This window comes from Psychromonas sp. SP041, assembly GCF_000470315.2.
GTDB lineage: Bacteria > Pseudomonadota > Gammaproteobacteria > Enterobacterales > Psychromonadaceae > Psychromonas.
In genome coordinates, this window is the sequence record NZ_CBRF02000003.1 from 32,529 (window position 1) to 51,218 (window position 18,690).

Sequence of the window (18,690 nt, forward strand, 5' to 3'; positions counted from 1 at the left end):
TCAACTAATATAATAAATCGATTTCAATTCTTCGATTCATTGCTCGATGTTCTTTACTGTCATTTTCAACAATAGGTTCATCTGCACCGCGACCTTCAGGCCAGAGACGTCCGCTTAACGAGCCATTACGCGCAAGTACATCTGCAATAGACGTCGCACGCGCAAGTGAGAGGTGCCAATTAGATGGAAAACGAGTGGTAAATATTCTTTCATTATCGGTATGGCCTGTAATTAAGATTTTCCCTTGTGTACTTTCTAAAGTACGCGCTATTTTACTTAGCACCACTTCGAAATCTTGACGCGGGCCTGCACTACCAGATGCGAATAAATAACGCGCATTAATAGAGATTCGAATACGATCATTAAGTTCAGTGACACTAATAAGATCACGTTGTATTTCAGTTTGAAGGTGTTGTTGAAGTAAGGTGAATTCATCACTGTTTTTCGATGTTTCCACTAACGTTGAATCTTCCCACGGGACAAGCTGAGTAAGTTGGTCGTAAACGGATGAAGAATATTCATTTATTTTATAACTGAATGTCATATAAACAAACATCATGACCGCAGCAAAAAAAGTCACCGCAACCCATACTGGAAAAGTTTGTTGTAGCTCAGTGCCCTTTGCTATTTTAGTCTGCCAACCTGGCGATAGTTCGCGATGACTATCAGGTTTATTATCTTTTATTACTAGGTAAGCAGCTTCACGATAATTTTCTAGTTTAGTTTCACCCTGCTCTTCAAAACGCATTTTTCCGATAAAACCAAGTGATAAACAAAGATACATTAATTCGATAAGTTGACATTTAGTCGTTGGTGATTGCATGGCATTATCGAGTAAAGTGTAAAAGTACTCTCCACCAAAAGTTTCATTATGGAATGTCGATAATAAGCTTTCTGCAGCCCAGCTACTATTTTCGCCCCACTTGGTATTTAGTACCGTTTCATCGAGGAAACAACAGATACAATAACGTGCAGATTCAATAATGTCCGCACTGATACTTTCACCTCTAAGCTCTTGTTCATAATTTTTGATTAATTCGATGCATTGATAACGTAATCCGCTAATATCATTGTGACTCTCAATAATGCGTAATTGACAACAAAGTGAAAGTAAATGTTCTGCACGGTCAACGACTGGGTTCTCTGAAATAGTTAAAATAGGCTTGCTAACTGGTCTATAGTTTGCATTTTCAAATATAACTGTTTTGTCGCTATCATCCCCTAGTGTTGGCTCTGGTGCGTTAGCCTGCTTACCAGGACTAGGCATTGCATTTCTCTTACCAGGTGTCGGTTTTACAATCGTTTTATCATTCACGTTCTTCGGTCCTTGATGAATGCTTTAATTATTACCTAAAGCATTATTCATATGCATATGCCGATGATTGCCAGCATATAAATGCATCAAACAATATCGTTCAAAAATCTACTCTAAATTTGATTGCTTAACGCAACCTTCAGAATCATTAACTATTAACAGCCCATAGTTCGAGTTGTAAGCCCGGATAATGACCTGAAAAATGCAAAGCAATGCCACCACTGGTACGCAATTTAGTCCAATGAATACTTGATTTATCGAGTTGAAAATAATGGTAGCCTGAATGGAAAGGAACTTGGCGAGGTGCAACAGGTAAACTGGTTAAACCAATCCCTGTTAGCTGGTTATTAACCAAATCTCGAATCGTATCAACAGAACCAATTTTGATTTGTGAAGGTAAATGTTGACGAATTTCTTCGTTTGAAACGTCAGCTTTTACAGCCAAGATAAGGTCTGCACGGTCGATTAATTTTTTATCATTTAATGGGGCTACATGAATACCAAACTGTCTTTCTTTTAAAGGTAATTGCGTTGCTGTTTGTTCTAATACACTGCTTAACCCATGATTAATAACGGACATGCAATAACCAAAAGTAACCGTCAACTCATCATGCTTATATATTGGCATCTTTTTAACGCGTTTCTCTGGCGTTGAAAATGTAGCTAACTCTCCAGCAAAACTAATCAACGTAGTGTAAAGCTTCTCAGGGTGTAGCCCTGTAATAGAATGATAATGCTCAAAAATTGGCTGATACTTGTTAAGCAATTGCAGCATTAAGAAGTCTGCGATTGAATTCGATACGCCTTGACCTTGATTAAGCCTTGCTGCCAATACATCGGCACGTTGTTTGACCATGCCCGATATTTCTTGAATCAGGTTAAATAATATCGGGAAATTATGAACACTAAAACAAGGAGGAATATATTTACTATCTAACAAAACACCTCCTTCTTCAGTTACTTCAACAATACGCGCAATAGCAAATGAAATATAACCAGAGCGGTCTTCACTTTGTAATTTCAGTTGACAATTTAACTGTGCTACTTGCAATGTTTCAAGCGCATCACTACCAATACTCACGTCCATAATATTTTGATCATGAAATTTAAAGCGTGTAATGACGGCTTCTGATGGGTCTGAGATATTTAAACTAGTACTTTTATTAACTGGAATAGTAATATAAATAAGTTGGTCAACCACCCCTTCTGCAATACTGATTGAGTTAGGTAATGGTGCATGCTCTGGCAATAATGCAATAGTGTTGTCTTGAAAAACACACTGCAAATTATTTAAACCGAATTGCCCAAGCGATAATAAGTTTTTATCAATCTCAATATCAAAAAGCCCCCAATGATATGGAGTACAAGTTTTATTCATATAGGCGCTTTGGAATTCTAAATAACGCTCTTGTTGTTGAAAATGTTGAGGTCGAAGGAACATTCCTTCAGACCAAACAGTTGAATTTATATCACTCATAAGTTTCCTATTAGGTTAAAAGCTTAGTCTTTAATGTAAACCGCTAATTTTTCGATATTAATATCAATATCGTCATACCCAGTAGGAGAAACTTCAACAACACCACGCCAGCGAGAATTATCAACATCTCGATAAGCAACAACAATGCCGACGTAATTTGCATTTTTATTTAATTTCAATGTTTGAGTTATTTCTTGTTCAGGTTGAAGCTCTAACTCTTGTTTAGTTAATAAGTCAGGTCCTAATATTGCTTGTGCGTTTTCATATAAAGAAAAGAAATCTTGATTATCAAAAATGGTACGTGAAGATAATTGATAGATTGTCACAACGACAGGTGATGGTCGTTCATTCAAGTCAGGATTAACATCCTCGGCAACATGAAATATAAGGTCTGTTGATGGAGAAACTAATGCATTAGCCGCTGAAGAAAAAATATTTGAACTAGAACAAGCAGATAACATCAGTACGCTCGTCAAAATCGCTAATGTGCTGATATGCTTCATAAATAATTTCATTTTATATCCTGTAATTTAGATTGCTTTATAATGATTTAATTTTTTCGTCATACGCTTTAACAAACTCGTCCGTCAAAGCACTGCTCCCATGAGTAGAAATTTCATTTTTTAGGTCATCATGTAATTGAGTGTATAAATCCCAATTTCTTGCATGTTTATTTGCTCGAATCAATTTATCGAAATAATGATCTTGATTATTTTTAAGATTAATTTGCTCTGGTGCTAGTTGATTCAATACACCTAACAACGCTCCCATATTGCCTGCTGATAATGCTTTATCATGTTTTTCAGTATCATTAAAAGCTGATTTAATAGCCATTTCAGAAGATAGAAAGCTACTACCACCATGTAAAAATAAATTGTTAAATACATCGTCAATAGTTGCTGAAAACTTTAATGGGTTATTTTCTTGCGGCTGGAAAGTGGTTTGATTTATTTTAAATTCACTTTTTAAAGAAGCACGATGTCTTAATAATTTGATTAAGCCCATAAACATTAAATTCATCGATTGACCAAGTTCAAAAATAACGTCTTCTGAAATAAGATCTGTATTAACATTATCCGAAAGACCTAACCCTTTAAAAAACATAGATAAATCATTATTGGTAGTGTTTTCTACTTTCGATGCATTAACAATTTTTTTGTTTGGTATCGTTACATTTTTTTCATTTCGCATTGCTTGCTTGGGTGCAATATAAGCGGCTTTAATCGTAGGAGGGATAGTAGATTTAGCACTCGGGTTATCTTCTACACTATTGTGTACATCACCCAATGCAATATCAGCTGTATTGATATTCGTTATCGCCGTTTTTCTAATAGCAACAGGTTCAACAACATGCAAATCTGGCGCTTCAATTGGCTCCTCAAGAACAACAGGAGACTCTTCAATGATAAATGACTCTTCTTCAACAATAGCCAATGGTTTTTTAACAAAAATTGATTCTTCTTCAACAATAGTCGATGATTCTTTATCAATAACCAATTCTTCTTCAACAATCGCTGATGGCTCTTTATCAATAACCAATTTTTCTTCAACAATCGCTGATGGCTCTTTATCAATAACCAATTCTTCTTCAACAATCGCTGATGGCTCTTTATCAATAACCAATTTTGCTTCAACAATCGCTGATGGTTCTTCAAGAAGATCTTCTTTTTCTTCAGAAGTCGTCAATTCATCATCATCTAATAGATTAAAATCCCACTCTTCTGGAATCGCACTAGTCGATGTAGATTTAGGCGCTACGAAATTATCATTAAGATCGTTATTAATACTAGGCAATGCGGTTAATTTATCATCTGCAAGTAAATCTTGGGCAAGAAACTCAACAGGCTCATTCTGAATAGAATCAGGTATCTTAACATGGCTTGAAGTAGGAGATTTTATAAGTTCTTTATCGTTTTGACTTACTTTTTGTACATCATCTTTTATCTCGACCGCAATTTCATAATCTCCAATCGAAAGAAGATCACCATTGCATAAATGATGTTTTGAATGATTACCTAGCGGCTCAACGCTTCTATTAATAAAAACGCCATTAGTAGAAGTATCGTGGACATAAAATCCATCAGCTTCTTTTTCTATTTTCAAGTGAGAACCTGAAACTACTTTTTCTGGGTCAGGTAAACACCAATCAGATGCATTAGAACGACCAAATACTGCATTTTCTTCGACAGAAAAATCAGAAACCTGCTCTGGCGATAAACGATGATAACTTACTATTTTAAAATCAACTCGCATGCGAAACTTTAACCTCAATGAATTATTTAGAAAAATTAGCTAAATATCACTATTAATAAATTTAATTCAGAAGAGTATAAATATTTTTATACGAGTGTAAATCATAATTAGTAGATATAAATTTTAATAACGCGCCTTTAGTAAAAAAAATGTAACTGCCATACAAAATCATAATTACATCAAGAAACGACCTAATCCCATCAAAAAATATCATATATTTTAATGGCTATAAACATCAATCCCCATTTGTGAATAATTTTCATTTCTTTTTTATTTTAAATAACACATATCTATATTTTCCACCAAAAAACATAAACAATATATAAACTAAATGACGCTAAAAATACCTACCTTAGGTTAAAAACAAGCAAGATATTTTATTATCCTTTGTTTTAATAGGACATTAATTCCAATATCACTAAAATAAAAATAATTTTAAATTAATAATGATTTTATAAAGCGAGTTAAACTAACTTGCTTTGTTGGCAAAGATCAGTAGCATATCGATGAAATTAGTCAAATACTAATGATCTAAGCAAGTAATAAACAAATGGATTTATTAAATTATTATGAAGAACTCTGAGCACTCATCAAATGATGACAAAACGATCATTACCAAAAAAAACATTATCACTCCAAAAAATATATCAAATTCTAATTTGATTAATAAATGTTTTAATGAACGTTATCTAATTGAAAGTCAAATTGGTACAGGTGGTATGAGTGATGTTTACCGTGCTGTTGATTTACATTTAAAACAAGCAGGAGTCACTGAACCTTTTGTTGCGATAAAAGTATTACAAACACAATTTTCTGACATGCCTGATGCTCAACAAATTTTGATTAATGAGGCTTTGCAGACTCAAAAATTATCACATCCTAATATTATTCGAGTTTATGATGTCAATTCGGATGGTGATTACCATTTTATGGTAATGGAATGGTTAGATGGTGAGTCGTTAGATCAAGTGGTCAATAGTTCAAAGCCGCTTGGTATCTCCTTTGAAAAAACAAAAACGATCATTACTCAGATAGCAAGTGCATTAAGTTATGCACACCAAGAAGGGCTAATTCATACAGACCTTAAGCCCTCTAATATCTTTTTAACTCGATCAGGTAATATAAAAATATTTGATTTTGGTGTTGCTCGCTCTTTGAACCTAGAAGATGAATATGCCATTCAAGACAACGCGTCGAATACAGGGCTAAATGGGCATACTCCAGCTTACGCTAGTTTAGAACAATTAAACGAAGAAACGACTTGCGAACAAGATGACATTTTTGCCTTCTCTTGTATCATCTATGAGTTACTAAGTAGCAAGCACCCTTATAATCGAATCGCTGCAAATAAAGTCAATTTACAAACGTCTAAATTGGTTAAACCAAAAAACATTAGTTTGTACCATTGGTCATCACTTAAAAAAGGACTAGCGCTCAAAAAGGCAGATCGAATTGAAAAAGTTGATGAATTAATATCTATGCTTTCAAAACGTTTATTTCCTAAATTAACTATAACCTTTGCAATTATTGCAGTGAGTGTTTTAGCAGGAAAAACGTATTATCAACAACATGAAAACATTAAACTGCTAACCAATGAACTACAAATTAATAATCAACAGGCGATAGAAGTAGATAGTTTATTAGTGTTAGATGCATCTGAATTACTGACCAAGATAGATCAAATAAAATTGGAAAATAATTTAATTGCACAAGCATTATTACGACAACGCCAACAAGAGTTAATTAGTGTATTTGAACAAAAAATTGAAGATGCACCGACCGTTGGTCACGGAAAATATAAAAATCATGCTGCTGTAAATAAAATATTAAAACAAGGGTTGGAATACTATCCTGACTCTTTGCGATTACAAGAAATACAAGAGCAACAGGAAACAAGCAGACAAGCCATCATCACTGCACTTATTGAAAAATTAGATAGATTACTTATTCAAGGTCGATACGATGAAATAGGTGATAATAGTGTTACAACATTATTAAGCGATTTATCTCTATTAATTCCAAATGAACAATATATAGCGACTAGCGAAGCCTTTAATTTATTCGAAAAGAAATTTAATACCGCTTTGACCAATAAAAATTATAATGAGCTCAATGAGCTAATAAAAACAGGTGAACTCGTATTTTATAACTACAAAGGTGCAAAAGAAATTATCGCCTTTAGTAAGCAAATGACTTCAGCGGTTAGTGAACTATCGAAATATGCAGAAGATGTGAAAAACTCACCTGACAAAGCTATCTTCCCTAAGGCATCAGCCGCTATTTTTTACAAAAAAGATATTGAAAGCTTAGAGAAACAACTTTCAGAAGCAAGAAGCTTTAACACTTATATCGCGATTGATAAGAAAATAGCGCAATTTGCAAAGCAATTCCCTGTCAATTTTGAACCTCTTGTTGCATTACAAAGGCAGGTAGCAAGTAATCTGTTCACCTATGCAAATAAGTTAATGGAAATTAAATCTTTTACTAAAGCAAAGTTTTTAATTAAACGTGGTAATACGTTATTACGAGATTTATAAAATACAATGCAGTTATAAAAACGATTATTTCAAAGCACAACAACACATAAAAAGGAAAATTTAATGAAACTTAAAATAGCTACGCTTGTTTCTGGTATTACATTATTAAGTGCTTGTAGCACTGTACCTGAACCTATCGCACCACAAGAAATTGTTTCAACTAGCACTTTTTTTCAAACAAATATTGATAGCGTAGCAACCATTGTAGTGCCCAATGAATGTATTCCATACCTTGTAATAGAGGACGTTAAATTAACAGGTTTTACACCACGTTATTTTGATTTTAATATGGATACGCCTATTGCAGTTTCTAATCTACAACAGTTATGTGTTGTAGGTGTATTAAAAGCTTACCCAGTAAAAGTTGAGCTTCAAGGATATACAGACAATGTTGGTCGTAAATCTTACAACCAAAAATTAGCTAAACGACGTTCACAATCAGTTGAGCAAGAGCTTGTTAATTTAGGTGTTGACCGTCAACAAGTAACACTTGTGGAAAATGCTAAAATAATGAAAAACCAAACAGATTCTTCGCTTAGCCGTCGCGTTAGTTTGACATTAAAATAGTTTACGTTAATAGTATTTCGTTTTATTCTGAACGAAATACTATGCTGCTCTTTCCACTATTAATATAATTTATATCCTATCCAATCCCCCTTACTAACATACTAAAATAAAAAACTTTCGACACGCCCCCCTACACTTAAATAACCCTTATAGATGCCAGTAAATTAAGTGTATTTTCTCTGATTTATATATACCGTCACTACTGATAACTCAATGATTGAAAACCTGTTATGACCTTTTTTTATTTATCCTAAATTATGGTTAATGGAAGTGGAGTTATATTTAAATATCAGAGGTTATACTTTTCACTAGTCAGTGCAGTTAGTTTTGCATCGTTTAAGCGATAATAGAGGGAAGCGTAATGAGATGTGTTTTAAAGGAATCTAAAATAAGATAGGCATCTACAAGGCTATCACTTGTAAACATTCTAAGATTATTGTGTAAGCAGTAATACAAGGTGTTATCACCACATCGTCGTACTTAAATTCAAATAACAAGAACATAGAGCTATTTAAAAATGAATGTATGAAGTGAAAACAAACACTTTGCTAACAGGTATTTTGTTAGCCTTTGTACCTTATCTTTATAACGTACAATGTTTGCTCACTTCATTTAATTATTATCTTACTCTGCAACTTCAGGCGGTTTTAAGAAGTATGACTCTGCAAGCTCATTGTGAATATCCGCTAACTTAATTTGTATTTTATCTACATAATCATGCAGGTCACCGTTTTTAAGCGCTCTCACATCTTCATTTTTTAAGTTTTCAGTTACTTCATCAATTAATTTAATTAACCCTATCGAATTAGGAAGCGACTTCATTAGCTGCTTTAATTCGTATAAACAAAATAGGATAGACCGAGGGAAAACGTCACTGTGCATAATAAACTCTATAACATCAGCACGTTGTACGCGAACGCCCATTTGTTGGCGATACATTTGGTATGCACTCATTGAGCGTAATAAACTAATCCATTGGATATTTTCATAGGGTTTAGCTTCGTCACTGGTAATTAATGTCGCAGAACGAATATCCAGAATACGAGAAGTCATATCGGCACGTTCGATCATTAAACCAAATCGAATAAAATCGTAACCTTGATCATGGTTGATGGTGGCATCTAATGTACCAAATATCATATGAGTAGATTCAATGATCTTTTTTAAATAAGCAAATCGTCCACGCTTACTTAACCCTTCGCTCTGATTATCTTTAACATAATAATAAAGAGAGTTTATCTCTTCCCACACGTCTCTTGGGATAACATCACGAATAGTGCGCGCATTTTCACGAGCTGAAATAATTGAGTTAAGGATTGAAGAGCTATTATCGTGCCCAACTAACAAGTAGCGTAATGCTTTCGCTTCAGAAAAATCCGTATGCCCTTCTTGGTATGCTTGTCGCACACCAATGATGTCAATTAAAGGCTCCCACCCTGTGCTCACACCTTTAGGTAAATCCATAATCAACATGTTATTAACATTAATTAAACGCGCTACATTTTCCGCACGTTCAATATAACGAGACACCCAATATAAAGTTTCACATACTCTTGATAACATATTATTTCGCCTCTTCGTCAACAATCCAAGTATCTTTACTACCACCACCCTGTGATGAATTCACCACTAAAGAACCTTTCACCATCGCAACACGCGTTAAACCGCCCGTTGTCACTTGAGTGTCTTTACCCGATGATAAAATAAAAGGCCTTAAGTCCGCATGACGACCATCAGGTTCAATGCCGTCTAGCGTCGGCACCGTCGATAAATCTAATGTAGGTTGGGCAACCCAATTTCTTGGATCTGCTTTAATTTGTGCAATCGTTTCTTGTTGTTGTTTTTTAGTCGATTTAGGCCCAATTAATAAACCATAACCACCTGATTCATTAGCAGGTTTAATGACTAATTTATCGATGTTTTTAATCACATGATCGCATTCTTTAGGGTCCATGCATTTAAATGTCGGTACATTAGGCAGTTTTGCATCTTCACCAAGATAATACTTAATCATCTCAGGAACATAAGCGTAAACGACTTTGTCATCAGCAACGCCTGCACCAGGCGCATTAACTAAAGCAACATTACCTTTAGACCATGCTCGCATTAAACCAGGGACCCCTAATTGAGAGTCAGGTAAAAAGGCTTCTGGATCTAAAAACAGATCATCAATTCGGCGATAAATGACATCGACACGTTGTAAGCCAGTGATTGTTCTCATGTACACACAATCATCTTTTTCTACCACTAAGTCTCTGCCTTCGACCAATTCACAGCCCATTTCTTGAGCTAGATAACAATGTTCAAAGTAAGCAGAATTGAAGACGCCAGGTGTTAACACAACCACTTCTGGTTTGTCTTGAGGACGAGGTGACATTGCGGCTAACATATCAAATAGCTGGGAAGGATAATCATCAACAGGTAGGATTGATACTTGCTCAAATAACTCAGGGAAAACGCGCTTCATTACTGAACGGTTTTCAAGCATGTAAGAAACACCGGAAGGAACACGTAAGTTATCTTCCAATACATACATAGTCCCATTGCCATCTCGCACTAAATCAGAACCACAGATATGAGCCCATATTTTATTCGGCGGATTAATGCCGACACATTGTGTGCGAAAGTTAACTGATTTTTCTAATAAGCCTTTTGGAAAGACACCATCTTTTATGATTTTTTGATCGTGATAAAGGTCATCAATGAATAGATTCAACGCTTCAACGCGCTGCTTCAAACCAACTTCAATACCTTGCCATTCTTTTTTTCCGATAGTACGAGGTATGATATCAAAAGGCCATGCTCTATCTATCATGTTCCCTTCATCGTATACCGTAAAACTAATACCCATTTCTTTAATCGCTAAATCTGCAACCGCTCTTGCTTTTGTTAATTCTTCTCCTGATAAGCTAGAAAAAAATTGAGCTAATTGTTTCCCGTGTAATCTGACGTTTCCTTTTCCATCAATTAATTCATCAAAAAACCCATTTGTGTTATACGCTTTCCAATCAATTCCCATACACTGTTCCGCCTTTTTCATTATTAACTTATATAAAAATATAAAGTTGTAAAAATTACTCTAATCGAATCATATCTACTGCTACATCTAATTGCTGAGAACCACCACCAAACACAACGCCTTTCAAAGGAGTGACATCAGAAAAGTCTCGTCCAACTGCTAAGGTAATATGTTGGTCAGTGGGTAAAACATTGTTAGTCGGATCGAAATCAACCCAGCCTACACCAGGGAAAAACACAGCGAACCAAGCATGAGTGGCATCGGCTCCTTCTAATTTTTCTTCGCCTTCTGGCGGCATTGTTTCAATGTATCCACTAACATATCTTCCAGCCAATCCAATGCTGCGCAAGCAAGCTAGCGCAAAGTGTGCAAAATCTTGGCAAACGCCCCTTTTTTGTGCAAAAACAACACTTAAAGGCGTGCTAATCGTAGTAAAACCAGGATCATAGTAGAACTCATGAAAAATTCGTGCCATTAAATGATTACACGCATCAATTAGATTAGCCTTAGGCGTAAATGACACTAATGCATAATCTTTAATCCCTTCAACTAGAGGAGTCAGCTGCGAAGGTAAGGTAAATTCAGCCGCTTTTAATAGCTCTGTAGTATTGGGTTTTGCTAATAAATCCCGAGCTTCCCCCCAAGGGATATCAAGATCATTTAAATTGTTATTCGCGCCGGTTAATAGCTCGACTTCACTGACCATAGTCACGGTGAGCGTTTTATGTTGAGTGGCGATTTCAAAAACGGTCACATTGTTATTAAAATAATCCGTAAACTGGCGTAAGTAGTTTGTCGGAGGCGATATTTCAATTCGACTATGGTGACATATTTGTCCACGATCCGTTTTCGGTGTTAAGCGAGCTTGGTTTTGACACAAGCTCACAAAGTCCGTGTAATGGTATGTGGTGGTATGTTTTATTTTATATTTCACGATTGAGCTTGTTCAATGTTAGTCCAATTTAATTTATTAGCGGTTTGCGTATGAGAGAAGTATTGTAGTAGCAATACATCACAAAAAGTATCTAAGTTCATACGAATATTATGGCTAAATTCTATTAATTGTTGGCGTTGACCCTCTACACTTTTTTGTAGGTAGTCTTTTTCAGTTAAGTAACAAGTTGTTTTAGATAACAAAATGGCTTTTTCATGTGCAGCAATGAGCCCAGGTCGACGCTTAGTGGGAAGATGTTGGCAAAGCTGATTAATTTGCTCTAATTGAAAAAGCAACGATCGTGGGTATTCTGCATCCAGTAACAGTAACTCTAATCCTGTACCAATACTTTGATACATACGATAACGACGTTTATGTGTCACCAAGCTAACTTGGCAGCTCAATACAGCTTCTATTAAGCCAATCTCTTCAGGTGCTTCTAGCTCTTCTATCAGTAACGCTGAACTTAATGAGGTAATTTGGATGCTACGCTCAATTCGGCGGCCTATTTCTAATAAGAACCAACCATTACTATTAGGCATACAGTCAGTAATTGAACCATTAAAGGCCATGATGGAACCGATCACTCTATCCAACATCCCCTGCATCGCACGAGTAGAGATGTTGATGTTAATACTTTTTAATAATTTAACTTGTGCATTAATATCATTAATCATTCTTCGACTATCATGAGATAACAACTCGCGAGTTTGCACCGCCGCATTAGATAAATATTTAAGGGTATTAATAATACTGCCAGCGCATTGTTCATCAGCTAATAATTGAAAAGCTACTTGCTTAGATAATAACGGATCAAAGTCGTCTAATTTTGCATCTTGCTCTATGTAAGGAAATACAATATGTTGCATTCGAATCGCATTTGAGAATCGGCCTACAATATTACGTCGAGTTGAATCAGGAGAAATAGCCAGCTCGGTATATCTGTCTATGAAAATACGTAAAATACGTACGGTATTTTCAGATCGCTCTAAGTACCGTCCTAACCAAAATAAATGCTCAGCAGTACGGCTAGAAATAACGCCTTCGAGCAACGTTACATCCATTCTTTTCTTAATTGGATTCGGCACATTATGTACATCTAAATCTGTATCATCTGCTGTATTTATCCAAGTGTCTTTAATCCATCCTGATACATTGGGATCATTACTTATTTCATTGGAAAAACATAAAGCAGAAGGTAATACTTCCACGCCATTTGCAGTTGTCAAAGCGTAGCATCTAAAAATAACTGGCTTCGCAATGAGTTTTCCATCATCCCAGAAAGGAGCCGTACTAAAAATAGGCTTTTCCTGAAAATAATAATCACCCGGTTTTTCAGCAATAAGTAGTGTGATTTTATCTGCGTCTGCTACACCATCTAACTTATTGTGTTTATTTTTATAACTGACTAGCTCAAGTAAACCCCAATCTAATGTTTTAGCTTGCTCTACATTGTAATAATTAGGTTCATCAATGATCAGTGGCTTATTTAAAAGCTGCTCTGAAAGCTTAGCTAAATTACATTGAATAACAGGTGACGACAGCACCCCACTACCAAAAGGATTCAAGACTTTAACCGTGCCTTCTCGCACAGCTTGTAACAAGCCTGGGATACCATGTAATGAATATTCAGTTTGCTCTAAGGAATCGATAAAGCGGTCTGCAACCCAGCGAATAATGACATTAATTTTGCCTAAACCTTGTAATGATTTTAAGCAAACTTCCCCATTACGAACCGTTAAATCGGCACTTTGCACTAAGGTATAACCAAAGTAGGCAGATAAAAAAGCATGCTCATTATAATTAGGATCATCACTACCTTGAGTCAATATAACGACTCGAGGATCATCCATATATTGGGTATATTCGTTAATGCCTTCTTGGAAGTGTTTTAGAAAACCTTTAATTTGCTGAACATTACACTCTGCAAACTCTTCAGCCATTATACGTCGAGCAATGATACGGCTTTCAACCAACAACCCCATTCCTAATGGACATTGGCAATGATCCGCCAATACTTTAAATTCACCAGAAGGGGTTCGATAGACATCAAGCGCAGTAAAAAATAGTTTTAATTCTTCAGCGGGAAGGCTAAAACCTTCACGAAGGTAATTACTATCTTGATATAATTGTTGCGCTGAAATGTGACCATCAAGTAATAACTTTTGTTCTCCGTAAATATCTTGTTGAATCTTGTTTAAGAGAATAGTTCTTTGTTTGATGCCCTCTTCTAGCAAAGTCCACTCTGATTTAGAGAACATAAAAGGTAAGGGATCAAAATGCCATTGCGATCGGTTTTCAAGATTGGTATTACCATTTTGTAGTAACTGACTAATTTCAATTGCACGACTACTAATATCTTCAGCGGTTAAACTATCTAATCGTTTAAATAAGGTATCCCATTGTTCAGGTGAATCACCGCCATGATTAGCCAGTTCGTCATGAACATGAGGGGTTTTCAAATATAAGGACAGCCATTTAGGCAATGCTGACATAGAGTGGTTTTTAATATACAAGCTGAAAGTGCTCCATTTGATAGCCAATAGCCATCATCATATAACGGAAGTAATACCAAAAGAATTAATAAGGTGATCATTCTTGCTGGTTAAAATCACCCCTAACTGCGTTCTGCGTTTTGAAGTGAGAACAACTATCTTCTACAACTCACGCCTTATTAGTGTTAATTTTTCCTGTGCAATGTCTGATCACTTATTTAATTCCATTAGTATAAGCAGTCATTTAATCACTCTACCTTAAATAAATTAAAGGTAGAGTGATTTGACGCTAGATCTTTATTTAAAGGTCGGTTGTCTACGTAAATCTAATGTATTTGGATAGTCTTCATTGACACTTTCTTCTTCAGGAATAACAAAGTCAGTCACTGCCTCAGCAGATTGAAAACTATGCTTAACAGCCGATGGGGTCCAAGCAGCTTCATCTGAGGCTAATAAAGATGGTGTATGTCCATGCTCCCAGAAACGTGCAACTCGACGCCCTTCTGCTTCAAAAGCATTGACCGGTAAGGTTTCTGGATTACGCCCGCCAGCATGGCTAACATGATAAACAAATCCCCCTATCGAACGTCCCACCCAAGTATCGATTAAATCAATGACTAATGGTGCATGTACACCAATGGTTGGATGCAATGCCGTTGGTGGTTGCCAAGCACGGTAACGAATACCTGCGACCATTTCATCTTTCGATTTACCTTTAACCGATTTCAGAGGTACACGACGCCCGTTACACGTAATAATATAGCGGTCACTGATCATACCTTTAACTTTGATTTGGGCTCTTTCTAATGACGAATCAACATAACGCGCCGTACCAGAAGCACTCGCTTCTTCACCTAGTACATGCCAAGGTTCAATCGCGGTTCTCAACTCTAATGTAATGTTGTCTATTTCTCGCGTACCACACACTGGGAATCTAAATTCAAAGAATGGGTTTAACCAACTAAGTTGGAAGTTGAAACCAGCTTGTTGTAGGTCACGCGCAACTTCCCCTAAATCATTTTCAACATATTGCGGCAATAAGAATTTATCATGCAATTCAGTGCCCCAACGTATTAATGGTTTATGGTAAGGCGTTTTCCAAAACCAAGCTAATAACGTACGTAGCAATAGCATTTGTACCAAACTCATTTGTGAATGAGGTGGCATTTCAAAGCCCCTAAACTCAACAATACCTAAACGGCCCGTTGCAGAGTCAGGCGAATATAACTTATCGATACAGAACTCAGCACGATGCGTATTACCGGTTAAATCAACCAATAAGTTACGCAATAACCGGTCAACTAACCAAGGTTCAGGTACTTCACCCATTGGCATGTGCGAGAAAGCAATCTCTAGCTCATATAAGACTTCGTCTCTGGCTTCATCGACTCGCGGTGCTTGGCTTGTTGGGCCAATAAATAAACCAGAAAACAAATAAGATAAGCCAGGATGATGCTGCCAAAAAGTAATAAAACTTCTTAAAATGTCAGGGCGACGTAAGAAAGGGCTTTGATCTGGTGTTTCACCACCTAAGGTTACATGGTTACCACCACCGGTACCGGTATGACGGCCGTCAGCCATAAACTTATCAGTACCCAAACGGCACTGTTTTGCTAAACCATACAAAGTTGTCGTTCTTTCAACTAACTGCTTCCAAGAAATTGAAGGATGGATATTCACTTCTATCACACCAGGGTCAGGTGTGACTGCATATTTTTCAACACGGCTATCTTTTGGTGGCGTATATCCTTCAATAACGACAGGAATAGTTAAGCCTTTAGCGACTTTTTCAATGGCATTTAATAAGCCCATGTATTGTTCGAAGTGACTAGTAGGCGGCATAAATATATACATACGCCCTTCTCTTACTTCTAAGACAAGTGCGGTTTTCACCATTTCTTTACCGATAAAACCTTTTTTAGCTCGACCTGGCTTTTCAAAATCAGCTGGGATGTCAAAGGGGTCGCGATCGATTATATTGTCAGTCCAATCAAGGCTGTCTAACGGTAAACGGTAGCCTAATGGAGATTCACCTGGTAATAAGAAACAATGACCACGTTTAAATTCCCAAGTGCATGATTGCCAACATTTTTTGCCATCATTCCATTTTAAAGGTAGTGCATAACCAACCGGTTTTTCAATCCCTTTTTCCATTTTAGCTAAGAAACCTTTACGGCTCATTGCATCCAATAATTCGGGTTGTTCTGGTTTTAGCTCAACAGGTAAAGACGCTTCTTGCCACATGTGATAGAGAATGTCTTCATAAGCGGTAGTTAACGCTTTATCGCTAAGCCCTAATGCCCCACACAATTTTTCTGCAAATTTTTGGGTATCAGTATGGTCTAATTTATAATCTTTATTTGGGTCAGCTAACAGTTTGGCATCTTTCCATAACGGCACGCCATCTTTACGCCAATAACAAGCATATTGCCAACGCGGTAAAGGTTCGCCGGGATACCATTTACCTTGTCCATAATGCGTAAAGCCACCTACCGTAAAGACTTTATTCATTTCTACAAATAAATCTTGGGCTAATTCTCGTTTTTGCTTGCCGTCAGCTTCAGTGTTCCATTGTGGATGTTCCATATCATCAATAGAGATGAAAGTAGGCTCTCCACCCATGGTTAAATGAATACCTTCTTCATCGTAAATATTATCAACTTGTTGACCTAATCGATTAATAGCAGCCCATTGCACTTCAGAATAAGGCTTGGTGACACGAGGGTCTTCATGAACGCGTGTCACTTTATTGAAGAAACTAAATTCAGATTCACAGTCGTCAATACCACCTGTTACAGGTGCTGCTGAGCTTGGTTCTGGTGTACAGGCTAATGGAATATGGCCTTCGCCAGCGAATAAACCAGAAGTAGGGTCAAGTCCAATCCAACCAGCACCTGGAATATAAACCTCAGTCCAAGCATGTAAATCAGTAAAGTCTTCTTCAGGACCACTTGGCCCATCGAGAGATTTTTGATCAGACGTTAACTGCACTAAATAACCTGATACAAATCGAGATGCTAAGCCAAGGTGACGGAATAATTGTACTAATAACCAAGCCGAGTCACGACATGACCCCGTTGCTTTAGTAATCGTTTCATTAGCGGTTTGTACGCCCGGTTCTAAACGAATACCGTAACCGACTAGTTCATAGATAACCTGATTCACTGCAACTAAAAAGTCCACACTACGAATTGGTTCTTTAGGGCGCAAAGAAGCGATCAACTCTAGAAATTTAGGGCTGGCTTTACGTTTTTTTAAATAAGGGGCGAGTTCTGCTTTTGATATTGCGTCATAAACAAATGGAAATTCTTCGGCATATTCTTCTAAAAAGAAATCAAAAGGATTGATAACGGTCAGTTCTGCGACTAAATCAACGGTAAAGCTGAATTCTGTGGTGGGTTTATTAAATACAACTCTTGCTTGATAATTACCGAAGGGATCTTGTTGCCAATTTATATAATGATCTTCGGGTACAATTTTTAAAGAATAACTTTTAATTTTAGTGCGGCTGTGGGGTGCAGGACGTAAACGAAATATATGCGGCCCCATCTTAACTGAACGGTCATATTTATATTCAGTATGGTGTGTAATACCAACAGTAATGGTCATCAACTAATCCCCTTTAATAATACGCAGCTATATAAATAACATGAAAATGTCATTTAGTGTTGATTTTATTTTGTGCAATATTTATTCCATTTACTTCAAACATAACAAAATAAGAGTTTGGCCTTGAGTAATCCTCTAAATCAATCAATTTACAGAATAAATCGATTAAAAATACCATCGAAAAATAACGTTTTATATAAAAAATGGTGCAATAGATGCACTAAAATAGTACTAAAAACAGCAAGGTAATTGTCTAGTGTAAACTTAATGCTCAATAAATAATGAAAGATAGAGCAAGAAAACAACCTCTCCCTTTTAATTAGGATTGGCGAAAAAATTGATAATTAACCCCACCGTTCTATTATTAATATTAATGATTAAATGACGGAAGCGAATGTAAGAATAAATGCCATACAAAGCACCTTGTTTTGTGTATACCCGTTACCATTCAAGACGCAAAAATCAGCAAATCATGTGGGTTGCC

At 36.3% G+C, this 18,690-nt stretch carries 11 protein-coding genes; 2 read left to right on the forward strand and 9 right to left on the reverse strand.

Features of this window, described 5'->3' with window-relative positions; translation table 11 throughout:
• Window positions 1-4: 4 nt before the first annotated feature.
• The 4 genes from tssL to tagH all read right to left on the reverse strand — a co-directional run bounded on the left by tssL (window position 5) and on the right by tagH (window position 5,045).
• Window positions 5-1,315 carry a type VI secretion system protein TssL, long form gene (gene tssL / locus SP041_RS02615; RefSeq protein ID WP_025564941.1) on the reverse strand — a complete coding sequence of 437 codons (1,311 nt, stop codon included), beginning with the start codon at window positions 1,313-1,315 and terminating at the stop codon, window positions 5-7.
• A 148-nt stretch (window positions 1,316-1,463) separates the two neighbouring features.
• Window positions 1,464-2,792, reverse strand: coding sequence for a type VI secretion system baseplate subunit TssK (gene tssK, locus SP041_RS02620; protein WP_025564939.1), 1,329 nt, complete (start codon window positions 2,790-2,792; stop codon window positions 1,464-1,466).
• 23 nt (window positions 2,793-2,815) lie between these two features.
• Window positions 2,816-3,307, reverse strand: coding sequence for a type VI secretion system lipoprotein TssJ (gene tssJ / locus SP041_RS02625; protein ID WP_051368581.1), 492 nt, complete (start codon window positions 3,305-3,307; stop codon window positions 2,816-2,818).
• A gap of 25 nt (window positions 3,308-3,332) precedes the next feature.
• Window positions 3,333-5,045: a type VI secretion system-associated FHA domain protein TagH gene (tagH, locus tag SP041_RS02630; RefSeq protein ID WP_025564936.1), complete on the reverse strand. Its 1,713-nt coding sequence runs from the start codon at window positions 5,043-5,045 to the stop codon at window positions 3,333-3,335.
• A gap of 569 nt (window positions 5,046-5,614) precedes the next feature.
• Between tagH and SP041_RS02635 the strand changes: the two genes are divergently transcribed.
• Both SP041_RS02635 and SP041_RS02640 read left to right on the forward strand, forming a co-directional pair.
• On the forward strand, window positions 5,615-7,582 hold the full coding sequence (locus SP041_RS02635; RefSeq protein WP_025564935.1) for a serine/threonine-protein kinase: 1,968 nt from the start codon (window positions 5,615-5,617) through the stop codon (window positions 7,580-7,582).
• A 63-nt stretch (window positions 7,583-7,645) separates the two neighbouring features.
• On the forward strand, window positions 7,646-8,149 hold the full coding sequence (locus SP041_RS02640) for an OmpA family protein (protein ID WP_025564934.1): 504 nt from the start codon (window positions 7,646-7,648) through the stop codon (window positions 8,147-8,149).
• A gap of 624 nt (window positions 8,150-8,773) precedes the next feature.
• Here SP041_RS02640 and SP041_RS02645 read toward each other — a convergent pair.
• From SP041_RS02645 to SP041_RS02665, 5 genes are all read right to left on the reverse strand, one after another.
• On the reverse strand, window positions 8,774-9,712 hold the full coding sequence (locus tag SP041_RS02645) for an alpha-E domain-containing protein (RefSeq protein ID WP_025564933.1): 939 nt from the start codon (window positions 9,710-9,712) through the stop codon (window positions 8,774-8,776).
• 1 nt (window position 9,713) lies between these two features.
• Complete coding sequence (locus SP041_RS02650) at window positions 9,714-11,168, reverse strand: circularly permuted type 2 ATP-grasp protein (RefSeq protein WP_025564932.1); 1,455 nt, start codon at window positions 11,166-11,168, stop codon at window positions 9,714-9,716.
• 55 nt (window positions 11,169-11,223) lie between these two features.
• Window positions 11,224-12,102, reverse strand: coding sequence for a transglutaminase family protein (locus SP041_RS02655; RefSeq protein WP_025564931.1), 879 nt, complete (start codon window positions 12,100-12,102; stop codon window positions 11,224-11,226).
• Window positions 12,099-14,618 (reverse strand): circularly permuted type 2 ATP-grasp protein, encoded by a 2,520-nt coding sequence (locus tag SP041_RS02660; protein ID WP_051368579.1) that lies wholly within the window; start codon window positions 14,616-14,618, stop codon window positions 12,099-12,101. The genes SP041_RS02655 and SP041_RS02660 overlap by 4 nt, the downstream gene beginning before the upstream one ends.
• A 276-nt stretch (window positions 14,619-14,894) precedes the next feature.
• Entirely contained in the window at window positions 14,895-18,206 is a 3,312-nt protein-coding gene (locus SP041_RS02665) for a transglutaminase family protein (RefSeq protein ID WP_025563403.1), read from the reverse strand.
• Between the last annotated feature and the right edge of the window lie 484 nt (window positions 18,207-18,690).

Coding starts and splice junctions, on each gene's coding strand:
- SP041_RS02640 (WP_025564934.1), top strand. CDS start 7,646: ATGAAACTTAAAATAGCTACGCTTGTTTCTGGTATTACATTATTAAGT.
- tagH (WP_025564936.1), bottom strand. CDS start 5,045: ATGCGAGTTGATTTTAAAATAGTAAGTTATCATCGTTTATCGCCAGAG.
- tssK (WP_025564939.1), bottom strand. CDS start 2,792: ATGAGTGATATAAATTCAACTGTTTGGTCTGAAGGAATGTTCCTTCGA.
- SP041_RS02665 (WP_025563403.1), bottom strand. CDS start 18,206: ATGACCATTACTGTTGGTATTACACACCATACTGAATATAAATATGAC.
- SP041_RS02635 (WP_025564935.1), top strand. CDS start 5,615: ATGAAGAACTCTGAGCACTCATCAAATGATGACAAAACGATCATTACC.
- SP041_RS02650 (WP_025564932.1), bottom strand. CDS start 11,168: ATGGGAATTGATTGGAAAGCGTATAACACAAATGGGTTTTTTGATGAA.
- tssJ (WP_051368581.1), bottom strand. CDS start 3,307: ATGAAATTATTTATGAAGCATATCAGCACATTAGCGATTTTGACGAGC.
- SP041_RS02645 (WP_025564933.1), bottom strand. CDS start 9,712: ATGTTATCAAGAGTATGTGAAACTTTATATTGGGTGTCTCGTTATATT.